Raw genomic sequence first — 26,936 nt, 5'->3', positions numbered from 1 at the left:
AAGTGACAAAGGACGCACCGAGACGCCCCTTGCCTCTTGCATCCACCGAATTATTCGTCGACTTCGCCGAAAATGCGCTGACGGCGGCCCTTGAGGAAGCGGAACCCCCAGAGCACATAGCCGGAAATGCTGTACAGGCAGAACAGCCCGAAAAGCACTAGCGGCGGATCGGACGACACCAGAATGAAGCCGACCATGAAGAGCAACACCACGCCAAACGACACACGCTGGCGCACATCGAGCGCCTTGCCGCTGTAGAACGGCGCGTTCGACACCATCGACATGCCTGCGTAGATTGTCAGACCGAAGGCGACCCACGGCATCCAGAAGACATTGACCGGCAACTTGTTGTCGATCGTGATCCATACGAAGCCGGCAATCAGCGCCGCAGCGGCCGGACTTGCCAATCCCTGGAAGAAGCGTTTGTCGACCACACCGATGTTCGTATTGAAGCGCGCGAGCCGCAGTGCCGCCCCCGCCACATAGACGAACGCCGCGAGCCAGCCCCACTTGCCGATCTCGTGGAGAATCCATTCGTACATCACCAACGCTGGCGCCACGCCGAACGAGGTCATGTCAGAGAGCGAATCGTATTGCTCGCCGAATGCGCTCTGCGTGTTGGTCATGCGCGCCACGCGCCCGTCCATGCCGTCGAGCACCATGGCGAAGAAAATCGCAATGGCGGCCTGCTCGAAGCGGTCGTTCATGGCCTGCACGATCGCGAAGAAGCCGCAGAACAGCGCGGCCGTCGTGAAAGCGTTCGGCAGCAGGTAGATACCGCGGTTGCGCGGACGCACCGGCAGATCGTCCTCCGCACCCTGGTCGTGGTCTTCGTTCATCGATGGCTCTGCGGATGGATTCTTGTGACGGCCGAACGGCGAGAGATGCCTGACATTGTTGCGCAAGCGGCCGCGATGGTTTTCCGGCATCTGTACCTCCTTGACGATGCTGAGACTGCGGGCGAACCCGCGACGGATCACCGCTATTGGAACGCGAGAAGCGAAAGCAGTTGCAGGCCGCGACACAGCGACGCACGATTCGACGTCACATCGCCGTTGGCGGCCGGGGTTTCCGGGGTATGCGCCTGGCTTACAGCTCGGCGAGAATCGTCGAGGTCGCCGACACCTTGTCGCCGATCGCCACACGCGGACGCGAGCCCAGCGGCAGATACACGTCGACACGCGAACCGAAACGAATGAAGCCATAGCGCTGGCCGCGCGTGAGCGTGTCGCCCGGCTTCACATAGCAGAGAATCCGGCGTGCGATGAGCCCGGCAACCTGCACGCTCGTGACGATCTGCCCCCCTACGTCGATCACCAGCGCATTACGTTCGTTCTCGAGCGATGCCTTGTCGAGATCGGCGTTGAAAAAGCGTCCCGGGAAATATTCCACCTTGGTCACCGTGCCGTCAACCGGGGCACGATTCGAGTGAACATTGAAGACATTCATGAACACGCTGATCTTCAGCGCTTCACGACCTGCATAGGGGTCCTGCGTGGTTTCGATGGCGACAATGCGGCCATCGGCCGGCGAGAGCACGGCACCAGCCTGTTGCGGCACCTGACGCGGCGGATCGCGGAAGAACTGCAGAACAAACAGGGCAATCACCCAGAACGGCGCGGCCCAAAACACGCCAGCCATGAAATGCACGACGAGCGCGACGGCGACGGCGATACCCAGGAAGGGCCAGCCCTCACGGGCAATGATCGGGTGAGGATAATTCATGCGATTGAACTCGCGTCCTTGGTAAAACGGTTGAGTGAGCGGGTCGACCTGCTTTGGGCCAAACCGTGGCGTGGCGGCATTGTAGCAATGCGCGCGGCGCGGCGACACTTTTTCCCCAATCGACACGTTCGCGTCATAAAGGCAAAGCCGGAGACTGCCCTGGGTAATTCCCCGGGAACGCCGCCGATTCGGCGCACACACGAAAAAAGCCGTCCGCTCTGCCATAGCGACGGCTACGGCAAAACGGACGGCCCTGAGCGACGGTTCGCGAAGCAATGCGCGTGACGCGCTCACTCCACCCCACCGTCCGCCGCCGATGCGAACGCCCGGAACCGCTTGGGCATACGCATCGTGCGGCGCGTCGTACTTAGTTCTTCGACTGGTCGACGAGCTTGTTCTTGGCAATCCACGGCATCATCGCGCGCAGCTTGCCGCCGACTTGCTCGATCTGGTGCTCGGCCGTGATACGACGACGCGAGATCAGGGTCGGGGCGCCAGCCTTGTTTTCCAGAATGAACGACTTGGCGTATTCGCCGGTCTGGATGTCGGTCAGGCACTGCTTCATCGCCTTCTTCGTCTCTTCGGTCACGACGCGCGGGCCGGTGACGTACTCACCGTACTCGGCGTTGTTCGAGATCGAGTAGTTCATGTTGGCGATGCCGCCTTCATAGATCAGGTCGACGATCAGCTTGAGTTCGTGCAGGCACTCGAAGTAGGCCATTTCCGGCGCATAACCGGCTTCGACCAGCGTCTCGAAACCGGCCTTGATCAGCTCGACGGTACCGCCGCACAGCACGGCTTGTTCGCCGAACAGGTCGGTTTCGGTTTCTTCGCGGAAGTTCGTTTCGATGATACCGGCACGGCCGCCGCCGTTAGCCGCCGCATACGACAGTGCGATGTCGCGAGCGGCGCCCGACTTGTCTTGCGCCACGGCGATCAGGTGGGGCACACCGCCGCCTTGCGAGTACGTCGAGCGCACCGTGTGGCCCGGGGCCTTCGGGGCGATCATGATGACGTCGAGGTCAGCACGCGGAATCACGCAGCCGTAGTGCACGTTGAAGCCGTGCGCGAAGGCCAGCGCAGCGCCTTGCTTGATGTTGTCGTGCACTTCGTTCTTGTACACGTCGCCGATCTGCTCGTCCGGCAGCAGCATCATGACGATGTCGGCCGACTTCACGGCTTCTGCCACTTCCTGCGTGTTCAGGCCGGCGTTGACCGCCTTGTTCCACGAAGCGCCGTTCTTGCGCAGACCAACCGTCACGTTCACACCGCTGTCCTTCAGGTTCTGTGCGTGAGCGTGGCCTTGCGAGCCGTAACCGATGATCGTGACTTGCTTGCCCTTGATGAGGGAGAGGTCGGCGTCTTTGTCGTAGAAAACTTTCATTTGGAATTGTCCCGTCATGCCAAAAAATAACTGAAATCAGAATGGATCGAAATCCGCTTACCGCGTTGCCGTTGCCGGTCAGACCTTCAGGATGCGCTCTCCGCGCCCGATCCCCGAGCCACCGGTACGAACCGTCTCGAGAATCGCCGTACGATCCAGCCCGTCGATGAAGGCGTCGAGTTTCGACGAATTCCCGGTGAGCTCGATCGTGTAGGTCTTTTCAGTAACGTCAATGATGCGGCCGCGGAAAATATCCGACATCCGCTTCATCTCTTCGCGCTCCTTGCCCACGGCGCGAACCTTGATGAGCATAAGCTCGCGCTCGATGTGCGCCCCTTCGGTCAGATCCACCACCTTCACCACCTCGATGAGCCGGTTCAGGTGCTTGGTGATCTGTTCGATGATGTCGTCGGAGCCTGTCGTGACCACCGTCATGCGCGAGAGCGACCGATCTTCGGTCGGCGCGACGGTGAGCGTCTCGATATTGTAGCCACGCGCCGAGAAAAGGCCGACCACGCGCGACAGCGCGCCCGGCTCGTTCTCGAGCAAAACAGAAATAATGTGCCTCATGGTGTATCCCGGATTGTCCTAGTGTGGGGACGTCGCACCCGCGCCGGCCCAACCGGCGGCGACTGACGGCGCACGCGCCTCTGTTTACAGATCTTCCGAACCGAGCAGCATCTCGCTGATGCCCTTGCCCGCCTGGACCATCGGCCAGACGTTTTCGGTGGGATCCGTTTGGAAATCCATGAATACCGTACGATCCTTCAGGCGCAACGCCTCGCGCAGTGCCGGCTCAACGTCCGACGACTTCTCGATGCGCATCCCGACATGACCGTAGGCCTCGGCGAGCTTCACGAAGTCCGGCAGCGCGTCCATGTACGAACTGGAGTAGCGCTTGCTGTATTCGATCTGCTGCCACTGGCGAACCATGCCCAGATAGCGATTATTGAGCGACAGGATCTTGATCGGCGTGCGGTATTGCAGACACGTCGAGAGCTCCTGAATGCACATCTGGATCGACCCTTCGCCGGTGATACAGGCAACTTCGGCATCCGGATGCGCCATCTTCACGCCCATGGCTGCCGGCAGGCCAAAGCCCATGGTGCCCAGACCACCCGAGTTGATCCAGCGACGCGGCTGGTTGAAGCGATAGTATTGCGCAGCCCACATCTGGTGCTGACCGACGTCAGAGCACACGAAGGCGTCGCCGTTCGTGAGCTTCCAGTACGTCTCGACCACATGTTGCGGCTTGATGATCTCGCTCTTGCGATCGAAGGCGAGGCAGTCGCGCGAACGCCATTCCTCGATCTGCTTCCACCAGTCGGCAAGTGCCGCGGTGTCAGGGCCATGTTCGGCCGTCTGCAGATTTTCGATCATTTCGCGCAGCACTTCCTTCACGTCGCCGACGATCGGGATGTCGACCTTCACACGCTTGGAGATCGACGACGGGTCGATATCGACGTGGATGATCTTGCGTGCGGTCGAGGAGAAGTGCTCCGGATTGCCGATCACGCGGTCGTCGAAGCGCGCACCGATGGCGATGAGCACGTCGCAGTGCTGCATGGCCATGTTGGCTTCGTAAGTGCCGTGCATGCCCAGCATGCCGAGGAACTTGGGATCGCTCGCGCGATACCCGCCCAGGCCCATGAGCGTATTGGTCACCGGATAGCCGAGCAGATCGCAGAACTGATTCAGTTCCTTCGACGCATCGGCCAGAATGATGCCGCCGCCGGTGTAGATATAGGGGCGCTTGGCCGAGAGCAGCAGGCTCATCGCCTTGCGAATCTGGCCCGAGTGGCCCTTCGTGACCGGGTTGTACGAGCGCAGCGACACCGACTTCGGATACTCGAAGCGGCAACGCGCCTTGGATACGTCCTTCGGAATATCGACCAGCACCGGACCCGGACGGCCCGTCTTGGCGATATAGAAGGCTTTCTTGATGGTGGCGGCGAGATCGCGCACGTCCTTCACGAGGAAGTTGTGCTTGACGCACGGACGCGTGATCCCGACCGTGTCGCACTCCTGGAAGGCGTCCTGGCCGATAGCGGCCGTGGGCACCTGCCCGGTAATGATGACGAGCGGAATCGAATCCATGTACGCCGTGGCAATACCGGTAACCGCATTGGTCACACCGGGGCCCGACGTCACGAGGCACACGCCGACTTTGTCGGTGGAACGCGAATAAGCGTCGGCCGCATGCACGGCTGCCTGCTCATGGCGCACCAGAATGTGCTGGATCTTGTCCTGCTTGTAGAGTTCGTCGTAGATGTAGAGAACCGAACCGCCGGGATAACCCCACAGATGTTCGACCCCTTCTTCCTGAAGCGAGCGCACGAGAATTTCGGCGCCAATCATGTCTTCGGAAGTGTTTTGGTGGCGTGTAGCTTCCGCCTCGGAGAATTCCGCGCTTGGCATGTTCATCGTCGACCTTTCAAAGTTTCGGCAAAAATTTTGATCGGGTGCTCTCCCCGCGAACTTATGGTTCGGGCTCAAGCTGCGCGTCTGAATGATGGACACCCCGGATAGGCGTGCCGATATTGAGACAATCACAGATATTGCGAACTGGCAACCTTACCGGTTCGCAGCAAAATGGTCAAGCGAGTTTATGCATTTGCAGCATGATTGCAAAGTCAGGCTTGCGGAATTCCCACACCGCGCGCCAAGCCGCCCCACGCTGGTGCACAATCTTCACACGATAGGAACCTGGCGAGCCCGGCGCCGTCGCAACGTGACACAACCGGAAGCAAAAGCGGTTACAGCGAAGCGCGTTTTTGGTAGCATCCGCTCCGACTACGCGAACTTTACGTGATCTTTACGCTTACACGGCATTTCACAGGCGCAGCGGCAAACGCTGCGTGTACCCCACCGGATGGCATCTGACAAGGAACTGGCGGATTTTCTCGCGGGCATTGAACGGCGCGCCTTCAAGCAGGCCGTCTATGCCGTTCGCGACGACGAGGCCGCCCTCGATATCGTTCAGGATGCGATGATCCGGCTCGCCGAGAAGTACGGCGACAAGCCGCCGGCCGACCTCCCGCTGCTCTTCACGCGCATCCTCCAGAACACGATTCACGACTATTTCCGTCGGCAAAAGGTGCGCAACACCTGGGTCACGCTCTTCTCGAATCTTGCCGGCCCCGGCGACGACGAACGCGATGATTTCGACCCGTTGGAAACCTTGCTGGGCGAGGATGGGTCTGTGCAGACCGAGAGCAGCGAGGACTCCGTTTCGCGTGCTGAAATCCTCACCATCATCGAGACGGAAATACAGAAACTACCGACACGTCAACGAGAAGCCTTCCTCATGCGTTACTGGGAAGACATGGACGTTGCGGAGACCGCCGCCACGATGGGGTGTTCAGAAGGCAGCGTCAAGACGCACTGTTCGCGTGCAACACACGCGTTGGCGCAGGCGTTGAAGGCAAAAGGGATCAGGTTATGAGTCACGATCTGGAAACGAGGGAAATCCGCTTCGCAAATCGCGTGCGGCGTGCATTGGACGAAGCGTCCGACACGCCGTCGCCGAATATCGCGGCCCGGCTGGCTGCCGCTCGCCAGGAGGCGCTCGCCCGTAAAAAGCCGGAACCGGTCGCCGTCGTGCAACCGGCGTTGGTACTCGCGGGTGTGGGCGCCGTGCATTCGCCGGACATTGGCGGGCCGCGGCGCGTGTTCGACAAACTGGGACGCCTGGGCCTGCTGTGGCCGCTCGCCGCGCTGGTGATCGGTTTGGCGGGTATCGCGTACTGGGAACATCAGCAGCACATTCAGGACCTGGCGGATATCGATGCCGCCGTATTGAGCGACGAACTGCCGCTGTCGGCCTATGCCGATCACGGTTTCAACGCGTATCTGAAGCGTGCCCAGTAGTTCCCCCACTCAAGACCGACCAGTGACGCGACGCAACGTACTTTTTCTGGTCGCCGCGCTAATCGTGGCCGCGCTCGCCGGCACGGCCGCGCTGCGCCGCTCGCAAGCCCCGGATCCGGTGTCCGATGCGCCGCAGGTCATCTCCGGCACGTCGGCGCCCGGCGCCGCCGGCCCGGCCAGTGCTCCGGTCGGCAGCCTCACCACCGGCGCCGCCGCGACTGCGAGCGCACCGGTGGCCGCCGCGCCGTCGCCCGGCGGCCTGTGGGCCAAGCTCACGCCGAGCCAGCAGGATGCTCTCTCCCCGCTCGCGCAAAACTGGAATCGCATGAGCGAGCGCCAGCGCGACAAGTGGATCGAGATCGCCAAGCGCTTTCATACGCTGTCGCCCGAAGGCCGCAAGCGTTTGCACGACCGTATGGCCGATTGGGTCGGCCTGACCCCCGAACAACGCCAGTTGGCGCGTGAGAGCTACCAGAACGCCAAGACCCTGCCGCCCGAGCGCAAGGCGCAGGTGTGGCAGCAGTACCAGCAACTCACCGAAGAACAGAAAAAGCGTCTGGCCGCCGACGACAAGAAGCAAGCGAACCGCCCCAATGTGGTCAGCGCCCCGCCGTCGGGCCGCCCCGGTGTGAAGAATCCCTACGCCGTCGTGCATCGCAAGGACACGGGCCCCGCGGCCAAGAATGGTGCGTTGCCAACCCCGGCGCCGTCGGGAGCGTCCGCGCCGAGCGCGCAGCCGGCCCCGGCACCTTCGTCGGCAGCGTCGGCCCCTGCGGGTGCCAGTTCCGGCGCTGCCAGTGCCGGTGCGGCGAACGCCGACAAGAACGGCGACGCGGTCTTCAACTCCGAGATCTACCACCACAACTGACGCACCCGTCAGCAATGTGTGCCGCCACGGCCGCCTTCGGGCGGCCGTTTGCATTTCTGCGGCTACCGGGCGCCCCCTGGGGGCGTGGCTGGCCCATCGGCGCATTCTTCCGCATAATGAGCGGCAGATGGCTCGACAGGCCCGGCCACAAGCTGCCTGCGCCGATACGTCGAAACGCCGATACATTGGCGCCTCGGCACATCGGCGCGGTTCCCGGCCCCCGACAAAAAGACTCCAGACCACGCCGCGATGACCGACTCCGCCACCCAGCCCACGCAGCCCACCGCGCCGCCTCGCTTGTCCGATACCACGACATCGTTACCCCCGCCTCCCGGGAGGCCGGCCACCTACGCCGTACCGACGTTGCGCCGCCGCCTGCTCTCGATGGTCTACGAATCGCTGCTGCTCTTCGGCGTGTTGTTCCTCGCCGGATACCTTTTCAGCGCCTTGACCCAGCAACGCAGCGGCCTGATGTACCGCCACGCGATGCAAACCTGGCTATTCCTCGTCCTTGGGGCGTATTTCGTCTGGTTCTGGACGCACGGTGGCCAGACACTGGCGATGAAGACGTGGAAGATTCGCCTGGTCGATGCCCAGGGGCAACCCGTGCGCGTCGGCCGCGCCCTCTTGCGATACGCGCTCGCGTGGTTGTGGGTGCTGCCCGCCATGGCGCTCGATTGGGCGCTCGGCCTCACCGGCTGGGGTAGCGTCGCCCTGCTCGCCGGCTGGGTCGTGCTCTGGGCGCTGGCCATGCGTGTGATGCCGGATCACCAGTTCGTTCACGACCGGCTCGCCGGCACGCGTCTCGTGAGCGTGCTCGGCAAATGAATACGCCATCGCCGGCCAACCGCCCGGTGCTGCGCCCTTCCCGAGCGCATCTGATCTACGGCGGCATCGAAGTCGCGCTGTCCATCGTCGTCGCCGTCGCGACCTGGGCCGCCTGGCACAGCCCCTGGACGACTGTGCTGTGGACGTTGCTCTGGCTGCCCGTGTCCCACGCCATCGGTCTGGCGGCAGGCTTCATCATGGCGGCCCACGGCGACCCCTCGCAGGAACGGCGCACGCCGGCCGGCACGAATATCGCCGTGTGGGCGTATGAATGCGCGGCGTCGATCCTGCTGCTCGACCTCTATCAGCCCTGGCGCAGCGCCGCTGCGCTCCCGCTTCCCGGCGGTCCGGCGCGTCCCGTTGCGGTGCTACTGCTGCACGGCTACGGCTGCAATCGTGCGTTCTGGTTGCGTTTTTCGCATCATCTTGCGGATGCCGGCTACCACTGCGACGCCATCAACCTTGGCCCGATATTCGGCGACATCGACGACTACGCCTCGCCTATTGCGAACGCCGCACAATCGCTTGCAGAACGCACGCGGTTGCCCGTCGTCATCGTGGGCCACAGCATGGGAGGACTCGCGGCGCGCGCCTGCCTGCAACGCTATCCGACCTTGCCCGTCGTCCATACGATCACGCTCGGCTCGCCGCATTTCGGCACCTTGCATGCGCGCCACGGCATCGGCCAGAACGTTCGTCAGATGAGCATCGGCAGCGAATGGCTCGTCGCGCTTGCGAGCCGCGAAACGGATGCGGAACGCGCTCGCATCACGTCCATTTACACGTATCACGACAACGTGGTGTATCCCGTTCGGACTTCGGTGCTGCCCGGCGCGCACAACATCGCGCTCGACCGTCTGGGACATGTCTCGCTGGGCACGCACCCGCGCTCGCGGGCACTGGTGCTCGAAACGCTGGAGCGCGTGGCGCAAGGACTGCGGCACAACGTCTGAGGCACGCACCGCGCGCGCACGGGTCGCGCTTGCGGTGTCGTATTGCCGCGACGTCTCAAGACACTTTCGCGACACGCGCATGACTGTCATCGTCCCTTCACGAAGTCATGGCGCAATGCACGCATGTTCAACGCGACGTGCGAGCCGCTATGACGACGACACCCACCTTCGAGTTGCCGATCTCAACACCTGCGGCTCGCGCCGGTCACTTTGTCGACACGCCCCCGGGCCGCTCCGCCACCCCGCCCGCCAGCCCCCCCGCCTCGCCGCCCTCCACGATCGATCTGCCGCCCGACACGCCCGACCCGCTCGATCCGCCCCCTGAAGGCATCACCCGCTACCGCACGATCTGGCTCTCCGACATTCACCTCGGCACACAAGGCTGTCAGGCGGAATACCTGCTCGACTTCCTGCGCCATCACGAGTCGGACTACCTGTATCTGGTCGGCGACATCATCGACGGCTGGCATCTGCGCCGTGGCTGGCACTGGCCGCAAGCGCACAACGATGTCGTGCAGAAGATGCTGCGCCGCGCACGCAAGGGCACGCAAGTCATCTACGTGCCGGGCAATCACGACGAAGCGGCACGCCAATTCTGCGGACTGGCGTTCGGTGACATCGCCGTGCGCGACGAGGCGTTTCACACCACGCTCACCGGCAAGCGCCTGTGGATCACCCACGGCGATCTGTTCGATGGCGTGATCCAGCACGCCAAGTGGCTCGCGTATCTGGGCGACTCGCTCTACACGCTCACGCTGCTCCTCAATCGCTGGTTCAACCGTGTGCGCACGCGCTTCGGCTTCCCGTACTGGTCGTTGTCGCAGTACCTGAAGCATCAGGTGAAAAACGCCGTGAACTTCATCTCCGCCTTCGAAAACGTCATGGCGGACGAGGCACGGCGGCGCGGTTGCGACGGCGTGGTGTGCGGCCACATTCACAAGCCCGAAATTCGCGAGATCGACGGCCTGCTCTACTGCAACGACGGCGACTGGGTCGAGAGCCTCTCGGCGCTCGTCGAGACCACCGAAGGCGAGCTGCGCATCATCTACTGGACGCAAAAGCGCAACACACGAGCCAGCGTAAAAGCCACGCCGGTCAGCGTCTGACCCCATGCCGCGGGCATAGCCCGCGTCACTCTCCGTGATCGCAGCCGTTGCGGCGAAACCGGTTCGATAACCCTGCGCGCACGCACGGCAGCGTCTCGCCGCACGTGCGCCCCCCTCACACGCCATTGCGTGTGTGTCACCGATGCGCACCCTGTGCGCGAAGGAGCGCCCAATGAAAATCATGGTCATCACCGACGCCTGGGATCCCCAGATCAACGGCGTGGTTCGCACGTTGAAGAACACGCGCGCTCAGTTGGAAGCCGCCGGCCACCGCGTCGAACTACTCACGCCACAGGAATTCCGCACGATTCCGTGCCCGACCTACCCCGAGATCCGCCTCGCGTTCTTTGCCGCTGGCCGCGTAGCGCGCCGCATCGAGGAGTTCGGCCCGGACGCCTTGCACATCGCCACCGAAGGCCCGCTCGGCATGGCCGCGCGCAAATGGGCGATCCGCAACGACTTTCCGTTCACCACGGCCTACCACACGCGCTTCCCCGAATACGTGCAGGCACGTTTCGGCTTTCCGCTGAACGCGACTTACCGGTTCCTGCGCTGGTTCCACAAGCCGTCGCGCGCGGTGATGGCGCCGACGCCGGTGGTCAAGCGCGATCTCGAAGCCAACGGCTTTCGCAATGTGGTGCTGTGGACGCGCGGCGTCGACCTCGACATCTTCCGTGTGCAGGACGCACATGTGCTAAATTCAGCACATCCGATTTTCCTCTACGTAGGGCGCGTTGCCGTGGAGAAGAACATCGAAGCCTTCCTGAAGCTGGATCTGCCGGGCTCGAAGTGGGTCGCAGGCGAAGGGCCGCAACTGGCCGAACTCCGCTCGCGCTACCCCGATGTGAATTATCTTGGCATGCTCTCCCAGCCCGAGCTGGCGAAGGTCTATGCGTCGGCCGACGTGTTCGTCTTCCCAAGCCGCACCGACACATTTGGTCTGGTATTGCTTGAGGCGATGGCTTGCGGTCTGCCGGTCGCCGCTTACCCGGTGACGGGCCCGATCGATGTACTCGACGGCTGCCCCGAGGGCGACGCCGGCGCATTGCGGGAGGATCTGCGTGAAGCCTGCCTCGATGCGCTCAAGGTGTCGCGCGCGAGTGCGCGGGCCTGGGCCGAGCGGTTCTCGTGGCAGGCCGCGTCGGAAGAATTCGTCTCGCATCTGCATCCGCGCAAGCCCGAGCCGTCGCTCGCGCCCGCGATCTGATCCACCTCCAGAGCCCGTTGCGGCGAGGAACCTGACGCTTGTTCATCGATCACCCGCCGCCACGCGACAAACAACCGAATCCGTACAAGGGCAACCGGGGCGTCATGCGCGCCTGGCGCGCCCTGAAGTATTCGCTGTCCGGGTTCAAGTTTGCCGTGTTCGAAGAGAGCGCTTTCCGGCAGGAACTGGCGCTTGCCGCCATCCTCCTGCCGGCGGCAATCTTCCTGCCCGTTACTGCAGTCGAGCGCGTCCTGCTCATCGGCTCGGTTCTGCTCGTTCTCATCATCGAGCTGGTCAATTCCAGCATCGAAGCCGCCATCGACCGTATTTCGCTCGAACGGCACGAACTCTCCAAGCGTGCGAAGGATTTTGGGAGCGCGGCGGTCCTCATCGCACTCGGCCTTTGCCTGCTCACCTGGGCCTCGCTCGCCGGGCCCGTCATCGTCGATCTGGTACGTACAGCGGTTTTCTGATATCGGTCCGAGTCCCCGTCCCCCTGTTTGGCAGTACGCGGCTGCCGGGTATAATCGTTCGCCGTATACCTGACATTCAACTGAGAGACGCAAGCGGAGAACCTCCTTCGCCGAGCTTGCCGCTAACCGGGGCCGACAGACATGGAAGCAAAGCCGCCACGCCGTACCCGCGAACGAATTCTTGAAGTGTCGCTACGACTCTTCAACGAAATCGGCGAACCGAACGTAACGACCACGACGATTGCCGAGGAGATGAAAATCAGCCCCGGCAATCTGTACTATCACTTCCGCAACAAAGACGACATCATCAACAGCATCTTCGCGCAGTTCGAGGAGGAAATCGAACGCCGGTTGCGACTGCCTGACGATCACAAACCGAACCTCGAAGAGGTCGGGACATACCTGGAGTACATGTCCGAATTTCTGTGGCGTTTCCGTTTTCTCTATCGCGACCTGAACGATCTGCTTTCGCGCAATCGCACGCTCGAGATGCACTTCAAGCAGATCGTTGGCCACAAGAAGCGTTTTGCACGCGAAATGTGCGACCTGCTCGTGGCCGATGGCGAAATGGAAATTACGCCCGAGGAAATCGACGTGGTGACCACCAACATGGTGGTACTTTCCACGTATTGGCTGTCTTATCAGTTCGTGATGAATCCGCGCAAATACAACGATCCGGCAGAGATTGGCGCGGGTCTGCACCAAGCCAGCTATCACATCGTTTCGCAAATGGCGCCTTTTCTTAAGGGCAACGCTCGCCAACTCTACGAACAGATGGCGCAAAAGGCAGCCGCCGCCAAAGCAGCTATCAAGGGAGCGCAGTAAAGCATGTCGTCGGAAGTCAAATCCATCTGTATCTATTGTGGCGCCGCGACAGGCGTGCGCCCCGCGTATGCCGAAGCAGCGCGTGAGTTGGGACGTCGCATGGCCGAAGCCGGCATTCGCCTCGTCTATGGCGGCGGCAAGGTCGGGCTGATGGGCATCATCGCCGACGCTGTGCTGGCCCATGGCGGTCAGGTCGTCGGCATCATTCCGAAAGCGCTGATGGAAAAGGAAGTCGGCCACACCGGGCTGACGGAGTTGCACGTCGTCGAGAACATGCACCAGCGCAAGCAGATGATGGCCGATCTGTCGGATGCCTTCATCGCCATGCCCGGTGGCATCGGCACGTGCGAAGAACTGTTCGAAGTCTTCACCTGGCTGCAAATCGGCTACCACGCGAAGCCGATCGGTCTGCTCAACGTCGAGAACTACTACGATCCACTGATGGTGTTCCTCCAGTCGATGGTGACGGAACAGTTCCTCAAAGGGGCACAGCTCGATCAGTTGCAGATCGCCGCGTCGCCGGAAACGCTGCTCGAGACAATGCGACATTTCAAGCCGTCGCAGGTCGATCGCTGGGCGCATCAGCGAACGCAGATCTAAGCCTATCGGTGTCATCGCTGCGCGGCACTGCCGCTGCGCAGCGACCGTTTTGTCTCCCTCCGACCATTGCGGCCGGCCAGCCCGGGACGTCGCGCAGCGCCCTCTCCCCTCGTCATTGAACTCCTGCCGCACCCAGCACTCAGACATCCGTTGCATGCGGGTATTCAACACCCGCACCCACCTCATGCCCGCCTGGGTCAACACCTTCCTCGACGAGCAACCTGCCCATGATGTTAAAGATGCTCCGCCCGATGCGGCTGCTGCGTTCACGCTGGCTACGCCCGCATGCCGGCCTACTGCTTCGCCGTAGCTTGTGGCAGCCCACGCCGCGTGGCGTGGCCATTGGGCTGGCGTGCGGTGTTTTCTTCGGGATTCTGATTCCGTTCGGTCAGATGCTCGTGGCGATTCTCGCGGCGGCTTTGCTGCGCGGAAATCTCCTCCTTGCCGCCCTTGGCACGCTGATCACCAATCCCCTGACGGTGCCATTCGTGTATGTGGGGGCGCATCGTCTGGGCCGCTGGATGTTCGACGGCTCGCCACAGGCGGAAATCGAGGCGACGGTGGCCGCCGCGGCACAGGCCAGCGAGACCTTCTGGTCGCAACTGACGAGTTTCGATTTCGGCACCGCAACGCTGCATCTCGCCGCGGGCCTCACCGCTTGCGCCGTGATCGGTGGCGCACTCGCTTACGTCATCGGTTATATCGCGATTCAATGGCGCCAGCGCCGCCGGGGCTGAGCGCCATCCGGCCATCGTCAGAACGACGAACCCGGTTCCTTCAGAAAGGCGATTTCCTCCGGCGTCGAGACGCGCCCCAGCGCCGCATTGCGATGCGGATAGCGTCCGAAACGCTCGATGATGACCGCGTGCTTGCGCGCGTAATCGAGGTTATCGACCGTCCCCGACCTCTTCGCCAATTGCTCGTACAGCGTCAGTGAGAGGTGCTGACTCTCCAGCGACTCGTCGTGTTCGAACGGCAGATAAGCGAACACCCGATGCTGCGCCGTGGGTAGGCGCTGGTCGTCACCCGCTTCCACCAGACGCCGCGCGACGCTCAGCGCCTGAGCGTCGCCCGCAAACGCCTTCGCCTGATGCCGGAACAGGTTGCGGGAGAACTGATCGAGCACCACGATCAACGCGCAGGCGCCCAGCGGCGTTTGCGCCCAGTCCTCCAACTCCCCGGCAAGCGCCTGAGCATGCAGCGCACCGAAACGCGTGCGGATCTCCTCGTCGAACGTCTCCGACTTACGAAACCATTCGACACGTGACATGCCGTATTCCGGAGAATCCGGGGTGCCGAACCAGAAATCGAGCACGGCTCGCCACGGTTGCGTTTGCGGGGATAGGTCTGCTGCCGGAGTCGCCATCGATCTTCCTCATGCGGGGGTGAACATTAGGGGATGGCTCGCATGATGCCAGACTCAGGCGAATGCCAACACCACCCGGCGCGTGCGCGACGTCTTCTTTTCGATCTTGGCCACACGCAACGCCCCGATCTCCGAGGTGTTGGCCACATGCGTGCCCCCACACGGCTGCAAATCGATCCCTTCGATGCGCACCAGCCGCACGCGTCCCAGCCCCACCGGCGGCTTAACGCTCATTGTACGAACCAGTTCAGGACGCGCCGCCATTTCTTCGTCGCTGATACTGTCGATCGCCACCGGCCGTGCCGCCGCCACCAGCGCCGCCAACCCGGCTTCGACCGTCTCGCGCTCGATCGGCTCGTTCGTCACAAAGTCGAGGCGCGCATACTCCGTAGTGATGCTGCACCCGTCGACCGCGTGCGGGAGTACCGCGCACATCAGATGCGACGCCGTGTGAAAGCGCATATGGCGAAAGCGTCGTTCCCAATCGATCTCGGCACGAACGGTATCTCCCACCGACAAGCGGGCCAGCCAGTCCGCCTGTCCCTCGGCGGGCACATGCACCGCATCGTCGGGTGTTGCGCCTTCCTGTTTCGACTTCCGGGTATCGGCAATTGTGAGTGTCGTGCCGTCAGCCAACACGAATTGCCCAGCGTCTCCCGCCTGTCCGCCGCCGAGCGGATAAAACACGGTGCGGTCGAGCATGATGCCGGTCTCGTCGATATGCGTGATACGGGCCTCGCACTGGCGCAGATAGGCGTCTTGCCGAAAGAGGGCTTCGGTACTCATGTGGCGTCTCCTTATTTAACGCCACATAGTCGCGCGAACTACGCATGAGTGACAAGGGACAATCCGACGCTGTCACACCAGTACGGTCGCTGCGTGGTCACGAAGGTGTCTCCGGTGCAGCGGACACCGCTGACGCCGCCGTCGGATAAAGGTTTCACGGCATCGGCCCAACGCCGCCGAATTAGGCATACGCGGAGCGCGTGATACCCCGCTTTTCCCAATGTGTTCACGCATAGAGAACTGACGACATTGTTGTCCACGTTTCGAAAGAGACGGTGATGGCGTCGACCGTAGCATTCGTCCGGGCGCCCTGCACGCGGTGCCCGTCAATCCGAAACGATGCCAACCGGAAAGTCACTCTCATGCACCCTACGCAATACCTCCCCCCGCCCCCCCGCGGCGATGTCACCGGGCATGCGCATTCCTCCGCCCCGCCAGACACCGCTACGCTGCGCTATCACGAGGCCCGCGACGCGTACAACGCTGCCGATTACCAGGCCGCCCTCCATCTGCTCTATCCGCTCCTCAAGGAACGCCCGCTGGACATCAGCGTGAACAAACTGGTCGGTTATGCCCACTTTGCACGCGAGGAGTACGCGCTGGCCATCGCACCGCTCGGCACCGTTTCCCTGTTCGCGCCCGACGATCCGGAACCGACATGGATTTGCGCGCAGTGCATGGCGAAGCTAGGGGATGGTGCCCTCGCCAGGGACCTCGCCATGCACGCCCTGGAGACCTCCCGGGAAAACGCGGCCTATGCCGCCGTCGGCGCAGACGCCGAACGCTTTCTCGCCACGATTTAACGCTAACGCATCGCCCGGGAGATTCTCATGTCGATAGGCTCCACCTCGTCCTCCACACCCTCCACCCACGTTCCCCAGGTCTCCTACACCGCGAATGCCGGTGCCAGCGCTCAGGTGCAAATCACCATGCCGGAAGCCCCCAAAGACCTGACAATGGGGCGATGGGATGAATTTCAAAGCGCCATTCAGTCACACCGTGGCGCGCGTAATGCCGCGCTCGTCGGCCATCTGGTCAACGTCATCGCAAAGACCACGGCACTGGCCGTTGCCGTCAACTCGATGGAACACGACTGGAAAGACTATGCCGACATTCCTCTGCATGCCATTTCGGCCACCGTACAAGTTGCGAATCTGCTCATCGCCGTCGCGAAGTTCGCCCGCTCGTCCGACATTCCGGGCACGGAGATTCGCGACACGAACCTCTTCGAGACGGTTGGGCACTGGACGGGGATCGAATCGCTGAAGAAGTACGGCGGCATCGCGAACATGGCGGCCACCAACGGCCCGCTGGTGTTCGGCGCCGTGCACAACGGCGCCGCGCCGTTGCTCGAGACGTTAGGCATACCGGTACCCACCTGGCTGAAGGACGCCGCCAACGAAGATACCAGCACCGCCATCGTCGACGGCGTGGCAGCGGCAACCGATTTCGTGCAAAACAAGGTGCTGGGAACCATCATCGACGGCCGCGACAGACGCGCGTCAGTCGATCAGGTGGTCGCGGCGGAGGCCCGTGTGAACTATGTCGTGATCGATGGCGATAACGGCTACGTGCACGTGGAGCCCCGTCCGACGATGGAGTTCGTCCTGGAGGGTGTCACGGTCGTTCCACGCGTCGTGACGGCGAATCCGACACCGCCGGCAGATCGTTCCAATAATGCGGATATCAATGACGCCGCGTCGCTCGTGTCCGGTGACCACGACGAGTTCTTCGATGCCGAATCCGACACGCGCACGCTCGTTTCGGAGGATTCGGATGACTACCAGGACGCGCTGGAAACGCTCTCACGAACGGAAAGCCCGCGTCCCTAGGCCATAGAGAGTCGCGTAAGCCACGCGCCTCGGTCTCACGACGCCGAGGTCTGCACTCACGTGGCTGACCCGCGATACCGTCACGCAGGTTTGCGGTGCTGGACGGGCAACCTGCCCTGCCAGCACGCGCGACCGCGTCGGCTAGCCGGTAATTGCCGCAGCGAGGTGTTAGCCGGCGCGGTTACGCATCCAGTCGGCGGTTCCGTGGAACGCCTGCATGAGCCGCTCCTGCAACGACACTTCCACACCAATGTCCTGCATCGCCCACGCCATACAGCGCAGCCATTGATCGCGTTCACTGGACGCGATCGGGAACGGCAGATGACGGGCGCGCAGCATGGGATGGCCGAAGCGTTCGATGTAGTGATTGGGGCCGCCCAGCCATCCGCACAGAAACCAGAAGAGCTTGTCGCGCGAGTCGCCAAGCGACGCCGGATGCAGGCTGCGAATGCCCGCAAATTCCGACTCCAGATCCATCAAATCGTAGAAACGGTCGACGAGTTCGCGCACGCGATCTTCGCCGCCGAGCAGGGAGAAGGCAGTCGGCTGCGCAGGCGTATCCTGCGTGTCGTCGTCTGCCGGAGAGGTTTGCGGGGTGTTTTCGGTCGTCATGGCCGCTATTGTGCCCGAGGCCTACAACGTCTGCCATCGTCGCCCAATGGGAGGCCGCGGCATGATGCCGCGCCCGCCTGGCCGTCGACTCGGGGGCCGGCCCTCAGACCTCGCGCAGCGTGCGCAGCGCGGACTGGCGCAACACGGCGCGCAGACCGCTCCATCCGCCGGCCAGCGCGCACAGCACACCGGCACCCACGCCCAGCACCGGCAGCCACGGATTGAAGGTCAGCGCGAATTCGAAGACGTAACGCGCCAGTGCCCAGCCGAGTGCACCCGCTCCCAGCGAGGCCAGCAACCCGGCGAGCGCGCCGACCGTCACCAGCTCTGCCAGATGCACGTCGCGCAGTTGCCGCGACGACGCCCCCAGCGCGCGCAAAATGCCGCTCTCGCGCATGCGCTCGTCGCGCGTGCCGGCGAGTGCCGCGTACAGCACCAGCACACCCGCGGCGAGCGTGAAGAGGAACAGCGCCTGTACGGCGTCGATCACCTGCGACAGGATCTGCTGAATCTGCGCGAGCAACGCGCCCGTGTCGATCACCGTCACGTTCGGGAACTGGCGCACCAATGCGTCCGCCACGCGCTGCTGCTTTGGCTCGAGATGGAACGACGTAATCCAGGTCATTGGAAAATCGCGCAGCGCCGCTGGCGGCATCACGACGAAGAAATTCACACGCATCGAGCCCCAGTCCAGCTTGCGCAAGCTCGTGATGGGCGCGTCGATGGTCTGTCCCGTGACCTCGAAGCGCAGCGTGTCACCGAGCTTCAGCCCCAGTGTCTTCGCAATGCCTTCCTCCATGGAAATCTGTGGCGTCGTCGTGTCGCCGTACCACTGCCCGGCCGTCACGCGGTTCCCCTCGGGCAATCCCGCCGTGTACGACAGATTGAACTCACGCTCGGCCAGACGTCGCGCGCGCTCTTCCGTATAACGCTCTCCCGTCACCGGTTTGCCGTTGATGGCGGTCAGACGCGCGCGAATCATCGGCGACAGCTGCACATCCGGCAGCCCTGCCGCGCGCAGTTGCGAGAGGACCGGTGCATCCTGCCCCGGTTGAATATCGATGACGAAACGGTTCGGGGCGTCGGGCGGACTCGACTGACGCCAGCCGGCCACGAGATCGTTGCGCGTGACCGCCAACAGCAGCAACGCCATCAACCCGAGGCCGAGCGCCACCACCTGCAAGGCACTGCCGAGGCCACGACGGCGCAAACCGGCGATGGCGTATCGCCATCCAATGCCCCCCATGGCGCCACCGGCGGAGCCGGCGCGCCGGGCCCACGCAGCCAGCGCGCGAATGGCCAACCACGCGAGCACTCCAAACACCACCGCACCCGCCACAAATCCACCTGCCACCATCGCCCCCAGGCGCAGGTCTCGTGCGGCAAACAGCAACAAGGCGCCGAAAGCGAGCGCACTCGCGCCATAGGCCAGCCAGCCTTGCCGACGGGCACCGCCCACCACGTCGCGACGCAGTACGTGCAGCGGTGCGACCTCGGACAGCGGGAGCAACGGCGGCAAAGCAAACCCCAACAGCATCACCAGTGCACTCGTCAGACCGAAGACCGCCGGACGCCACGTCGGTGCAGGCAGCCCCGCCGGAATTACGTCACCCAACTGAGCCAACAGCACCCAATGGGCCGCATAGCCGAGTGCGACGCCAAGCACGCCGCCGATCAGGCCAAGTCCAACGAACTCGAGCGTGACCATGCCGCGCAACGCCCGGCGCGGCAGTCCCAGGCAGCGCATCACGGCACAGGCATCGAGATGGCGCTCGCTGTAGCGCCGCGAAGCGATACCGACCGCCACGGCGGCCAGCACGGCGGCGAGCAAAGCCACCAGCGACAGGAAGCGTTCGGCGCGGTCGAGCGTCTGCCGCACCTGCGGCTGCCCGTCCTCTAACGATTCGAGATGCACGCCCCGCGCCTGCTCGGCCGCCGGACGCGCCCATGCCGCGAACTTGCCGACCTGGGCGTCTGTGCCCGCCAGCAACAGGCGATAGGTAATGCGGCTGCCGAACTGCACGAGCCCCGTCGACGGTAGTTCGTCGAAGCGCATCATGACGCGGGGCGCCAGCGATCCGAAGCCATATCCGCGATCCATCTCGCGCGTGATGACGGCGGCGATACGCAGCGCCCGGTTGCCGACACGAATGGACTCGCCGGGTTTGACATGCAGCGCGTCGAGCAAGGCGGCATCGACCCATACCGTGCCCGGCTCGGGAATGCCGGGAGCAGGCGCATCGGGCGTGCTTGCCCCCGCATCCGGCGCGGTCCGCACGCGTCCGCGCAGCGGATAGCCGTCACTGACCGCCTTGAGCGACGACAAACGGCTCGCGCTGACCTGCCCGCCCTCGCCCATGGCGCTGGCCATACTTGGAAAATTGGCGACCACCGCCGTTGCCAGCCCGTCGGCTTGCGCCTGACGGGTGAAGTCGGGTGACAACGGCGCGTCGCTGCGAACGACGAGATCGGCGGCGAGCATCTGCCGCGCGTCGCGCTCGAGCCCGCCCTGCATCCGATCCGAGAGAAAGCCGACGCTGGAAAGTGCGCCGACCGCCAGCAACAGTGCGACGAGAAGCAGATGCAACTCGCCCGCGCGCCAGTCGCGCAGGAACATCCGCCACGACTGGCGGGCAACCTCAGTGAACCCCATCGTTCCTCAATCCTTTGACCCGCGCCAGCAATGAGCGCCATCCGCGCCAGACGCGGGGCAACCACCACCACGCCAGCACGACGAAGACCAGCAACATTACGAGAAAAACGGCGGGCAGGAAGAACGCAAGCGCCAATCCGCCCACCGTCGACACATCTTCGCCGGCTGAGGCCGCGACATTGGAGAAAGGTTCCGGTGAGGTGTTGATCAGCGCGCGACTGCCCGCCTTGGCCAGATGCGCCGTTCCTGCCAGGGCACCGCCCGCCAGACCGGCCAGCACCGTGACTGTCGGGTCCATCTGCCCCAGCGCTGCCGCGCCCAACACGATCCCTGCCGGGATGCGGATGAAGGTATGCACGGCATCCCAAGCACTATCGACGAAGGGGATTTTGTCGGCGAAGAACTCGATGAGCGTCAGCACGCCGGCGGTGGCAATAACCCACGTCGACGTCAGCACCATCAGCGACGGCGGCAGATGTAGCCAGCCCAGACGCGCCGCCAGTCCCGCGCAGAACACCGTCAGATATAACCGCAGACCACTGCCCCAGGACAGCCCTGCGCCAAGCGCAATCGATTCAAGCATGGTGACCTCGCTGCCGCCGACATGACGGCGTCGCACGATCACGCGCCTCAGACTGCCGACGCGATAACGGCCAACCGGCAGGGCGCGGTACCGCCACGCCGTCCGGACTGAAGTGACGGATGAAGGCCGAGGGCGAACCCTTGCCACCGGACCGCCGCCGAAAGGGAATTCGGCCGTTACCGCGCCATTATGCCGCGCGTTGCGGCAACGCACCACCGGTGCCGAACATTGGGGATACCGCCCGATCGGCGCCGGGCCGGGAACGCCTTCAGGCAGCCGTCAGCTTGAGTCCGACCAGTCCGGCCAGAATCAGCGTCACGCTCGCGATACGGGCGGCAGAGGCCGATTCCCCGAACAGAATGATGCCCAGAACAAAAGCGCCGACCGCGCCGATGCCGGTCCAGATGGCATATGCCGTCCCCAGGGGGAGCGAGCGCACGGCAAGCGCCAGCAGCCAGACGCTGCCGACCATGGCCGCGATCGTGAAGACCGATGGCACCAGTCGCGAAAAACCTTGCGTGTACTTGAGGCCGACGGCCCACGCCACTTCGAGCAAACCGGCAAAAACGAGAAGAATCCAGGCCATGACTGACTCCGATGACATAAATCGGGGTCGTCCCCGGAAGAAAAGCGAGCCGATTGTCAGGCCGTCCTGACAATGGATTCCATCGGATGTCGAATGAAATGGCGGAGCGCCAACGTTGCAAGATTGCAGCTCGGCATCTCACCGCAGGGGAGATTGCCAGACACGCCGGATGGAACATCGCGATTTTAGCAAAGCTGGCGCATTGCCGCCGAACGCCCCATCGGCGACAGGGTCATGGCGCGTTGGCCGCCGGGCATTGAGCACGGGGCACTGGGCATCGTGCTGCCCTAGCCGCCTACCCGCATGTCACCGCCCTCGGCACGCACGCTTTGTCGGCACTCTCCGGCCAACGTGTCACCCGATCGCGTCCACCTCAAGCCGGTAGCCCACGCCCGTCTCGGTCAGGATGTGCTGAGGCTGCGCCGGATCTGCCTCCAGCTTCTGGCGAAGGTGTCCCATGTAGATGCGCAGGTAGTGATTGCTTTCGACGTGCGACGGCCCCCACACTTCCTTGAGCAACTGACGGTGCGTCAGCACACGCCCCGCATGCCGCACCAGCGTGACCAATAGCCGGTACTCGATGGGCGTCAGGTGAACGGGCTCGCCCGCGCGGGTGACCTTGCGTCTCGCCAGATCGATGTTGATGTCACCGAACGAGAACGCTTCGTCGAGCGTTTCCGAGTTACCGCCCCGGTGATGCCGCCTCAGTTGCGCCCGAATCCGCGCAAGCAACTCCGACACGCCGAACGGTTTGGTCAGATAGTCGTCGGCACCGACATCGAGCGCCACGACCTTTTCGGCTTCCTCGTTGCGGGCGGAGAGCACGATGATCGGCATATCGGTCCAGCTTCGCACTTCCCGAATGACCTCCACGCCGTCGATATCCGGCAAGCCCAGATCGACGATGAGCAAGTCGGGCTTGCGCGTCGCGGCTTCGACCATGCCCTGCCGTCCGGCTTCCGCCTCGTGCACGACCATGCCTTCGGCCTCCAGCGAGGTGCGCAGAAACCGTCGGATCTGCCGTTCGTCTTCAATCACCACGATGGTGATGGTGGGTTCACTCATGTTGTCGTGTAGCGTTTGCGCCTGCGCGGCGGGGTGACTGCGGGCCGTCGTCTTTCGTGTCCATCGCATCCATCGTATTCGACTCATCCTCGTCAGCGCCTTCGGGCGCCTCCGGGGCTACCGGCGGTGTCTCTACCGGCAACGTGAAGACGAATCGCGCGCCGTGCCCCTCAGGCACATTGGTGGCGTAAATTCTACCGCCGTGCGCCTCGACAATGGCGCGACAGATGGCCAGCCCGAGACCGATACCCGGCTTGGCGGACTCCTTCTCTCCTCGCATGAACTTCTCGAAGATACGGCCCTCCATTCCCGCCGGCAGGCCGGGACCATCGTCGCTCACACTGACTTCAACGTCGTCGCCGTGCACACGCGCGGCAATTTCAATGTGGGACCCGGCAGGCGAATACTTCGCCGCATTCTCCAGCAGATTGGTAAAGAGCCGTTCGAGCAACACGGCGTCGAAGCGCAGCAGCGGCAGATCGGCGGGCAATCGGGTCGTGATGTCATGTCCCGCAAGCACCCGGCGGCTCGCGCGTAACGACGTACCCACCACCTCTTCGAGCATCTGCCACTGCCGATTGAGCTGCACGCCGCCCGCCTGCAACTTCGCCATATCGAGCAGATTGGTCACCAGTCCCGTCATGCGTTGCGCTTCCTCGTGAATGGCATCGACGAGTTCCGTGCGCAGCGGCCCGGGCGTTTGCGCATTGCGGCTGAGCATGCTCGCGAAACCCACGATGGATGTCAGGGGCGTGCGCAGATCGTGCGAGATTGCCGAGAGCAGCGAGTTGCGCAGTCGCTCGGACTCCATCGTCACCAGCGCGTCCTGAGCGATTTCCACGTAATGCACGCGCTCGAGCGCCAACGCGATCTGCGCCGCGAACGTATCGAGCAGACGCTGCTGTTCCGGCGTGCCGATAGCGCCGCCCCCATCGGGTTCTGGCGCCACCACCAGCACGCCACGCGTGCGCATCGGTGCGCGCAGCGGCAGATAATAGGCGTCCGACGCCGGCAGCGTGTTCGTGCCCTGCCCTGCCGCCTGTTGACGGTCATAGACCCACTGCGCGACATCGGTATCGATGTGCGCGGGCATCGTCTCTGCCCTCGCGTTCTCCACCGGCTGACGCACACTGCTCTGGCTGTCCGGCAACAACAACGCCACACGCGCCTGAAACACTTCGCGCACGTGGCGCGAGCCAATCTCCACGATCTGTGGCGTGGTCAGCGCCGCCGCCAGTTCGCGAGCCATCGCATACACCGCCCCCGTGCGGCGCTCACGCCACGTGGCCAGCCTCGCCTGGAATCGCAGACTTGTTGTGAGATGGCTGATGACGAGTGCGACCGTCAGCATCACGGCGAACGTCAGCAGATACTGCGTATCCGACACCGAGAGCGACATCTTCGGTGGCACGAAGAAGAAGTCGAACGCCAACACCGACAGAAACGAAGCCAGGACCCCCGGCCCACGCCCGAGGCGCATCGCGGCGACGATCACGCCGAGCAAATACAGCATCGCAATATTCGCAAGGTCGAGGAACGATGTCAGTTCCGCAGCGACAAGCGACACCGCGCCACAGATACCGACCGCCCACGCATACGCGCGCCATGGACCACCGACGAGGCCCAGTTCGGGGACGGTCTCGAACCAGTCGCGCCAGTCGCCGCGCACCACGCGTTTGTCGGCGGCCGAGTCCCCGGCGGCCGGCCCGATCAGCACCACATCGACACCGCGCGCAAGCCGTATCAGTTGCTCGTGGAGCGGTGTGCTGGCGGTCCACCAGCGCCGTGCGCCACTCGCACCGACAACCAGCTTCGAGACATTGCGCATCTGGGCATAGGCCAGCAGCGTGGTGGCGGCTTGCGCGCCGTCGAGCGTGAGCGTCTCCGCGCCAAGTTCCTGCGCGAGTTTTAGCGTAGCGTAGGTGCTTTCGCGGCGCGCCGCCGATTGCCGCAGAATCGCGGGGGTCTCCACGTGGACAGCCAGCCAGTCGGCACGCAGACTCGCCGCCAGCCGAGCGGCCGCCCGCACCAGCGCCACGCCCTCCGGCCCTGGCCCGATGGCAACGAGAAGCCGCTCGCGAGCCTGCCAGACCTGACGAATCGATTGATCCGCACGGTACTCGCGCATCTGCGCGTCGACACGGTCGGCTGTGCGCCGCAGTGCCAGTTCGCGCAAGGCAATCAGGTTGCCCTTGCGGAAGAAGTTGCGCACGGCGCGTTCGGCCTGCGCCGCCATGTAGACCTTGCCCTCACGCATGCGCTCGAGCAATTCGTCCGGCGGCAGATCGACCAGCTTCACCTCGTCGGCCAGATCGAACACGCGGTCAGGCAACGTCTCCCACACGCGGATGCCGGTAATCTGGCCCACCACGTCGTTGAGTCGCTCCAGATGCTGCACGTTGAGCGTGGTGTACACGTCGATGCCCGCATCGAGCAACTCGTGCACGTCCTGCCAGCGTTTCATGTGGCGCTCGCCTGGTACGTTCGCGTGCGCCAACTCATCGACCAGCGCTACGGCCGGTTTGCGCGCGAGCATGCCGTCGAGATCGAATTCGCGCAGCACGCGTCCACGGTACTCGACGGTCTTCTGCGGCAGGACTTCCAGCCCTTCGAGCAGGCGCGCCGTTTCTTCGCGGCCGTGCGTCTCCAGCACACCGACAACGACGTCGGTGCCCTCCTCGCTCAACTTGCGTGCGGCTTGCAACATCGCAAACGTTTTGCCGACGCCAGCAGACGCGCCGAAGAAAATCTTCAGCCGGCCACGCTGATCGCGCGCTTCGTCGCGCTGCAACTTGTCGAGCAATTCGTCGGGATCGGGGCGTTCCATGCCAGCCATCGGATCAGTCCACTGTGAAGGCGTGCGCCACGCCAGAAGATCGGGCGTGGCGAATATCAAATCACCGGTCGCCCGGTGATGCAAAAAAGCGGCACGCGCCGGGGCGTGCCGCCAATCTACCGCAGGCGCCCGGGCAAGACCAGCGATTCACTCGCCGGCCCCGCCTGCGGATACGGTTTTCAGACGCTGCCGGGCGTCAGTCCGTCCAGCGCGAGGTTGAGCTTCAGAACATTCACCCGGGCCTCTCCGAAAATGCCCCATTGGCGGCCTTGTGTGTAGCGCGCCACGAGCGAGCGCACGGCGTCAGGGCTCAGGCCTCGCGCCTTGGCGACGCGGGCGACCTGATACTCGGCGGCCGCCGGGCTGATGTCCGGGTCGAGACCGCTCGCGGACGAAGTCACCAGATCGGCGGGCACCGGCAGCGTGGCGCTCGGATCCGCGGCACGCAGCGCGGCGATGCGCCCCTTCACGGCGTCGGCGAGTGCCGGGTTGAGCGGGCCGAAGTTCGAGCCGCCCGAGGCCGTACCGTTGTTGGGCATCGGTGCCGTGGCCGACAGACGGCCCCAGAAGTATTTCGGTTCGTCGAAGTTCTGACCGATCAACGACGAGCCAACGGCTTTGCCATCCTTGTAGATCAGACTCCCGGCGGCTTCGCGCGAGAACGCCGCCCGGCCGATGCCGGTCACGACCAGCGGATACACCAGACCCGTGATGACCGAGAGCACGACGAACAGGCTCAGCATCGGGCGCAAGAGGGTTTTCATGACGTCTATTCCTT

General features: G+C 63.7%; 27 protein-coding genes. 13 read left to right on the top strand and 14 right to left on the bottom strand.

The window, feature by feature from the left end; genetic code table 11:
- Positions 1–50: 50 nt before the first annotated feature.
- The 5 genes from PI93_RS13090 to PI93_RS13070 all read right to left on the bottom strand — a co-directional run bounded on the left by PI93_RS13090 (position 51) and on the right by PI93_RS13070 (position 5,533).
- Positions 51–929 carry a CDP-alcohol phosphatidyltransferase family protein gene (locus PI93_RS13090; protein WP_039374156.1) on the bottom strand — a complete coding sequence of 293 codons (879 nt, stop codon included), beginning with the start codon at positions 927–929 and terminating at the stop codon, positions 51–53.
- A 160-nt stretch (positions 930–1,089) separates the two neighbouring features.
- Positions 1,090–1,725, bottom strand: coding sequence for a phosphatidylserine decarboxylase (locus PI93_RS13085; protein WP_039374244.1), 636 nt, complete (start codon positions 1,723–1,725; stop codon positions 1,090–1,092).
- Positions 1,726–2,092: 367 nt separating this feature from the next.
- The gene (gene ilvC, locus PI93_RS13080) at positions 2,093–3,109 is read right to left on the bottom strand and encodes a ketol-acid reductoisomerase (protein WP_039374157.1); all 1,017 of its coding nucleotides are present in this window, start codon (positions 3,107–3,109) and stop codon (positions 2,093–2,095) included.
- 78 nt (positions 3,110–3,187) lie between these two features.
- Positions 3,188–3,679 (bottom strand): acetolactate synthase small subunit, encoded by a 492-nt coding sequence (ilvN, locus tag PI93_RS13075; RefSeq protein WP_039374158.1) that lies wholly within the window; start codon positions 3,677–3,679, stop codon positions 3,188–3,190.
- Between the two features lie 84 nt (positions 3,680–3,763).
- Positions 3,764–5,533 carry an acetolactate synthase 3 catalytic subunit gene (locus tag PI93_RS13070; protein ID WP_039374160.1) on the bottom strand — a complete coding sequence of 590 codons (1,770 nt, stop codon included), beginning with the start codon at positions 5,531–5,533 and terminating at the stop codon, positions 3,764–3,766.
- A 448-nt stretch (positions 5,534–5,981) separates the two neighbouring features.
- Here PI93_RS13070 and PI93_RS13065 point away from each other — a divergent pair, with 448 nt between their 5' ends.
- From PI93_RS13065 to PI93_RS13015, 11 genes are all read left to right on the top strand, one after another.
- The gene (locus PI93_RS13065; protein WP_039374162.1) at positions 5,982–6,554 is read left to right on the top strand and encodes an RNA polymerase sigma factor; all 573 of its coding nucleotides are present in this window, start codon (positions 5,982–5,984) and stop codon (positions 6,552–6,554) included.
- On the top strand, positions 6,551–6,979 hold the full coding sequence (locus PI93_RS13060) for a DUF3619 family protein (protein WP_039374164.1): 429 nt from the start codon (positions 6,551–6,553) through the stop codon (positions 6,977–6,979). Before PI93_RS13065 ends, PI93_RS13060 begins: the two co-directional genes overlap by 4 nt.
- A 22-nt stretch (positions 6,980–7,001) precedes the next feature.
- Positions 7,002–7,847 carry a DUF3106 domain-containing protein gene (locus tag PI93_RS13055; RefSeq protein WP_052240973.1) on the top strand — a complete coding sequence of 282 codons (846 nt, stop codon included), beginning with the start codon at positions 7,002–7,004 and terminating at the stop codon, positions 7,845–7,847.
- Positions 7,848–8,096: 249 nt separating this feature from the next.
- Positions 8,097–8,675, top strand: coding sequence for an RDD family protein (locus PI93_RS13050; RefSeq protein ID WP_080759398.1), 579 nt, complete (start codon positions 8,097–8,099; stop codon positions 8,673–8,675).
- Positions 8,672–9,628: an esterase/lipase family protein gene (locus PI93_RS13045; protein WP_052240975.1), complete on the top strand. Its 957-nt coding sequence runs from the start codon at positions 8,672–8,674 to the stop codon at positions 9,626–9,628. The genes PI93_RS13050 and PI93_RS13045 overlap by 4 nt, the downstream gene beginning before the upstream one ends.
- Positions 9,629–9,777: 149 nt before the next feature.
- The gene (locus tag PI93_RS13040) at positions 9,778–10,734 is read left to right on the top strand and encodes a UDP-2,3-diacylglucosamine diphosphatase (RefSeq protein ID WP_407945331.1); all 957 of its coding nucleotides are present in this window, start codon (positions 9,778–9,780) and stop codon (positions 10,732–10,734) included.
- A 172-nt stretch (positions 10,735–10,906) separates the two neighbouring features.
- Complete coding sequence (locus PI93_RS13035; protein ID WP_039371587.1) at positions 10,907–11,941, top strand: glycosyltransferase family 4 protein; 1,035 nt, start codon at positions 10,907–10,909, stop codon at positions 11,939–11,941.
- A gap of 38 nt (positions 11,942–11,979) precedes the next feature.
- Positions 11,980–12,414 (top strand): diacylglycerol kinase, encoded by a 435-nt coding sequence (locus PI93_RS13030; RefSeq protein WP_052240735.1) that lies wholly within the window; start codon positions 11,980–11,982, stop codon positions 12,412–12,414.
- Positions 12,415–12,555: 141 nt separating this feature from the next.
- Entirely contained in the window at positions 12,556–13,239 is a 684-nt protein-coding gene (locus PI93_RS13025; RefSeq protein ID WP_039371585.1) for a TetR/AcrR family transcriptional regulator, read from the top strand.
- A 3-nt stretch (positions 13,240–13,242) separates the two neighbouring features.
- Positions 13,243–13,839, top strand: coding sequence for an LOG family protein (locus PI93_RS13020; protein ID WP_039371581.1), 597 nt, complete (start codon positions 13,243–13,245; stop codon positions 13,837–13,839).
- A gap of 227 nt (positions 13,840–14,066) precedes the next feature.
- Positions 14,067–14,576, top strand: a complete 510-nt coding sequence (locus PI93_RS13015; RefSeq protein WP_052240734.1) for a DUF2062 domain-containing protein — start codon at positions 14,067–14,069, stop codon at positions 14,574–14,576.
- Between the two features lie 17 nt (positions 14,577–14,593).
- On the opposite strand, the gene PI93_RS13010 is transcribed toward PI93_RS13015, so the two are convergent.
- Both PI93_RS13010 and PI93_RS13005 read right to left on the bottom strand, forming a co-directional pair.
- Positions 14,594–15,205 (bottom strand): DUF924 family protein, encoded by a 612-nt coding sequence (locus tag PI93_RS13010; protein WP_039371578.1) that lies wholly within the window; start codon positions 15,203–15,205, stop codon positions 14,594–14,596.
- Between the two features lie 54 nt (positions 15,206–15,259).
- Entirely contained in the window at positions 15,260–15,991 is a 732-nt protein-coding gene (locus PI93_RS13005) for an alanyl-tRNA editing protein (RefSeq protein ID WP_039371576.1), read from the bottom strand.
- Between the two features lie 362 nt (positions 15,992–16,353).
- Here PI93_RS13005 and PI93_RS13000 point away from each other — a divergent pair, with 362 nt between their 5' ends.
- Positions 16,354–16,794, top strand: coding sequence for a tetratricopeptide repeat protein (locus PI93_RS13000; protein WP_039371573.1), 441 nt, complete (start codon positions 16,354–16,356; stop codon positions 16,792–16,794).
- A 27-nt stretch (positions 16,795–16,821) separates the two neighbouring features.
- A complete protein-coding gene (locus PI93_RS12995; RefSeq protein ID WP_144400271.1) occupies positions 16,822–17,823 on the top strand; it encodes a hypothetical protein in 1,002 nt (333 codons plus the stop codon).
- 168 nt (positions 17,824–17,991) lie between these two features.
- Here PI93_RS12995 and PI93_RS12990 read toward each other — a convergent pair whose 3' ends face one another.
- From PI93_RS12990 to kdpC, 7 genes are all read right to left on the bottom strand, one after another.
- Entirely contained in the window at positions 17,992–18,435 is a 444-nt protein-coding gene (locus tag PI93_RS12990; RefSeq protein ID WP_039371567.1) for a group II truncated hemoglobin, read from the bottom strand.
- A 103-nt stretch (positions 18,436–18,538) separates the two neighbouring features.
- Positions 18,539–21,088, bottom strand: coding sequence for an ABC transporter permease (locus PI93_RS12985; protein ID WP_236105575.1), 2,550 nt, complete (start codon positions 21,086–21,088; stop codon positions 18,539–18,541).
- Positions 21,075–21,671: a DUF4126 domain-containing protein gene (locus tag PI93_RS12980; protein WP_039371716.1), complete on the bottom strand. Its 597-nt coding sequence runs from the start codon at positions 21,669–21,671 to the stop codon at positions 21,075–21,077. Before PI93_RS12980 ends, PI93_RS12985 begins: the two co-directional genes overlap by 14 nt.
- A gap of 268 nt (positions 21,672–21,939) precedes the next feature.
- Positions 21,940–22,257, bottom strand: coding sequence for a quaternary ammonium compound efflux SMR transporter SugE (gene sugE / locus PI93_RS12975; RefSeq protein ID WP_039371562.1), 318 nt, complete (start codon positions 22,255–22,257; stop codon positions 21,940–21,942).
- A 354-nt stretch (positions 22,258–22,611) separates the two neighbouring features.
- On the bottom strand, positions 22,612–23,322 hold the full coding sequence (gene kdpE / locus PI93_RS12970; RefSeq protein ID WP_039371560.1) for a two-component system response regulator KdpE: 711 nt from the start codon (positions 23,320–23,322) through the stop codon (positions 22,612–22,614).
- Complete coding sequence (locus tag PI93_RS12965) at positions 23,315–26,149, bottom strand: sensor histidine kinase (protein ID WP_052240743.1); 2,835 nt, start codon at positions 26,147–26,149, stop codon at positions 23,315–23,317. The genes kdpE and PI93_RS12965 overlap by 8 nt, the downstream gene beginning before the upstream one ends.
- Positions 26,150–26,337: 188 nt before the next feature.
- Entirely contained in the window at positions 26,338–26,922 is a 585-nt protein-coding gene (kdpC, locus tag PI93_RS12960; protein ID WP_039371557.1) for a potassium-transporting ATPase subunit KdpC, read from the bottom strand.
- Positions 26,923–26,936: the final 14 nt, after the last annotated feature.

Source organism: Pandoraea fibrosis (assembly GCF_000807775.2).
Taxonomy (GTDB): domain Bacteria; phylum Pseudomonadota; class Gammaproteobacteria; order Burkholderiales; family Burkholderiaceae; genus Pandoraea; species Pandoraea fibrosis.
Note: the sequence above shows the minus strand (reverse complement) of the source record. Positions and strands in the feature narration are given on the sequence as shown.

Bases quoted from the DNA above. Each gene is read 5' to 3' on its own strand.
- PI93_RS13065 (WP_039374162.1), top strand. From the start codon at position 5,982: ATGGCATCTGACAAGGAACTGGCGGATTTTCTCGCGGGCATTGAACGG.
- PI93_RS13020 (WP_039371581.1), top strand. From the start codon at position 13,243: ATGTCGTCGGAAGTCAAATCCATCTGTATCTATTGTGGCGCCGCGACA.
- sugE (WP_039371562.1), bottom strand. From the start codon at position 22,257: ATGGCCTGGATTCTTCTCGTTTTTGCCGGTTTGCTCGAAGTGGCGTGG.
- kdpE (WP_039371560.1), bottom strand. From the start codon at position 23,322: ATGAGTGAACCCACCATCACCATCGTGGTGATTGAAGACGAACGGCAG.
- PI93_RS13090 (WP_039374156.1), bottom strand. From the start codon at position 929: ATGCCGGAAAACCATCGCGGCCGCTTGCGCAACAATGTCAGGCATCTC.
- PI93_RS13060 (WP_039374164.1), top strand. From the start codon at position 6,551: ATGAGTCACGATCTGGAAACGAGGGAAATCCGCTTCGCAAATCGCGTG.
- PI93_RS12980 (WP_039371716.1), bottom strand. From the start codon at position 21,671: ATGCTTGAATCGATTGCGCTTGGCGCAGGGCTGTCCTGGGGCAGTGGT.
- PI93_RS12965 (WP_052240743.1), bottom strand. From the start codon at position 26,149: ATGGAACGCCCCGATCCCGACGAATTGCTCGACAAGTTGCAGCGCGAC.
- PI93_RS13000 (WP_039371573.1), top strand. From the start codon at position 16,354: ATGCACCCTACGCAATACCTCCCCCCGCCCCCCCGCGGCGATGTCACC.
- ilvN (WP_039374158.1), bottom strand. From the start codon at position 3,679: ATGAGGCACATTATTTCTGTTTTGCTCGAGAACGAGCCGGGCGCGCTG.
- PI93_RS12995 (WP_144400271.1), top strand. From the start codon at position 16,822: ATGTCGATAGGCTCCACCTCGTCCTCCACACCCTCCACCCACGTTCCC.
- PI93_RS12990 (WP_039371567.1), bottom strand. From the start codon at position 18,435: ATGACGACCGAAAACACCCCGCAAACCTCTCCGGCAGACGACGACACG.
- PI93_RS13070 (WP_039374160.1), bottom strand. From the start codon at position 5,533: ATGAACATGCCAAGCGCGGAATTCTCCGAGGCGGAAGCTACACGCCAC.
- PI93_RS13005 (WP_039371576.1), bottom strand. From the start codon at position 15,991: ATGAGTACCGAAGCCCTCTTTCGGCAAGACGCCTATCTGCGCCAGTGC.
- PI93_RS13085 (WP_039374244.1), bottom strand. From the start codon at position 1,725: ATGAATTATCCTCACCCGATCATTGCCCGTGAGGGCTGGCCCTTCCTG.
- PI93_RS13015 (WP_052240734.1), top strand. From the start codon at position 14,067: ATGATGTTAAAGATGCTCCGCCCGATGCGGCTGCTGCGTTCACGCTGG.
- PI93_RS13010 (WP_039371578.1), bottom strand. From the start codon at position 15,205: ATGGCGACTCCGGCAGCAGACCTATCCCCGCAAACGCAACCGTGGCGA.
- ilvC (WP_039374157.1), bottom strand. From the start codon at position 3,109: ATGAAAGTTTTCTACGACAAAGACGCCGACCTCTCCCTCATCAAGGGC.
- PI93_RS13050 (WP_080759398.1), top strand. From the start codon at position 8,097: ATGACCGACTCCGCCACCCAGCCCACGCAGCCCACCGCGCCGCCTCGC.
- PI93_RS13035 (WP_039371587.1), top strand. From the start codon at position 10,907: ATGAAAATCATGGTCATCACCGACGCCTGGGATCCCCAGATCAACGGC.
- PI93_RS12985 (WP_236105575.1), bottom strand. From the start codon at position 21,088: ATGGGGTTCACTGAGGTTGCCCGCCAGTCGTGGCGGATGTTCCTGCGC.
- kdpC (WP_039371557.1), bottom strand. From the start codon at position 26,922: ATGAAAACCCTCTTGCGCCCGATGCTGAGCCTGTTCGTCGTGCTCTCG.
- PI93_RS13045 (WP_052240975.1), top strand. From the start codon at position 8,672: ATGAATACGCCATCGCCGGCCAACCGCCCGGTGCTGCGCCCTTCCCGA.
- PI93_RS13025 (WP_039371585.1), top strand. From the start codon at position 12,556: ATGGAAGCAAAGCCGCCACGCCGTACCCGCGAACGAATTCTTGAAGTG.
- PI93_RS13040 (WP_407945331.1), top strand. From the start codon at position 9,778: ATGACGACGACACCCACCTTCGAGTTGCCGATCTCAACACCTGCGGCT.